The organism is Bradyrhizobium semiaridum (assembly GCF_020329505.1).
In the GTDB taxonomy this organism is placed as follows: domain Bacteria; phylum Pseudomonadota; class Alphaproteobacteria; order Rhizobiales; family Xanthobacteraceae; genus Bradyrhizobium; species Bradyrhizobium semiaridum.
In genome coordinates this window covers 1-806 of record NZ_JAGKJJ010000067.1, presented here as the reverse complement: position 1 = coordinate 806, position 806 = coordinate 1, and the positions used below count along the sequence as shown (strand labels likewise).

Annotated in this window: 1 protein-coding gene; it reads left to right on the top strand. The window is 67.6% G+C overall.

All coding sequences use genetic code 11. The features are described 5' to 3' along the window. Nucleotides 1–806 (top strand): Ig-like domain-containing protein (locus J6500_RS31425; protein WP_225716577.1); only part of this gene is annotated, 806 nt, incomplete at both ends.

Genomic DNA, 806 nt, shown 5'->3' with positions numbered 1-806 from the left:
TCGACCTCGACCGCTCGACGTTCAACGACCACAACAACACCGGAACGGTGACCTTCACCTTCTCGGAGGTCCCCAGCGGCTTCGATCTGGCCGATGTCTCGGTGACCGGCGGCGGACTGTCCAACCTGCAGCCGGTGGTGGGCAATCCGCTGCAGTACACGGCGACCTTCACCGCCGACGACAACTCGACGACGGCGGTCGCGATCTCGGTTGCGGCCGACAAGTTCACCGATCCGGTCGGCAACGACAACCTGGCCTCCAACACCGACACCGCGACGGTCGACACCCAGAACCCGACCGTGGTGGTCGAGATCGCCGATGCGTCGCTGAGCGACGGGGACAACAGCTCGAACGTGACCTTCACCTTCTCCGAAGCGCCTGTCGGCTTCACCGCCGCCGACATCAGCGCAACGCACGGCACGGTCAGCAACCTTGCGGCCACCGCGGACCCGTTGGTCTTCACCGCGACCTTCACCGCCGCCGACGGCTTCACCGGCAACGGTTCGGTCTCGGTCACCGCCGGCAGCTACACCGACGTGGCCGGCAATCTCGGATCGACCGGCGCCGACACGGTGGCGATCGACACCCAGAATCCGACCGTGGTGGTCGAGATCGCCGATGCATCGCTGAGCGACGGCCACAACAGCTCGAACGTGACCTTCACCTTCTCGGAGGCGGTCAGTGCGGCGACGGTTGCGACGCTGGCCGGGGGGGCCGGGATCACGGTGGCCGGCGGCACGCTGTCGGCCTTGAGCTGGGCGGCGGATCACACCTCGGCGACGGCGACCTTCACCGCCACCGACGGC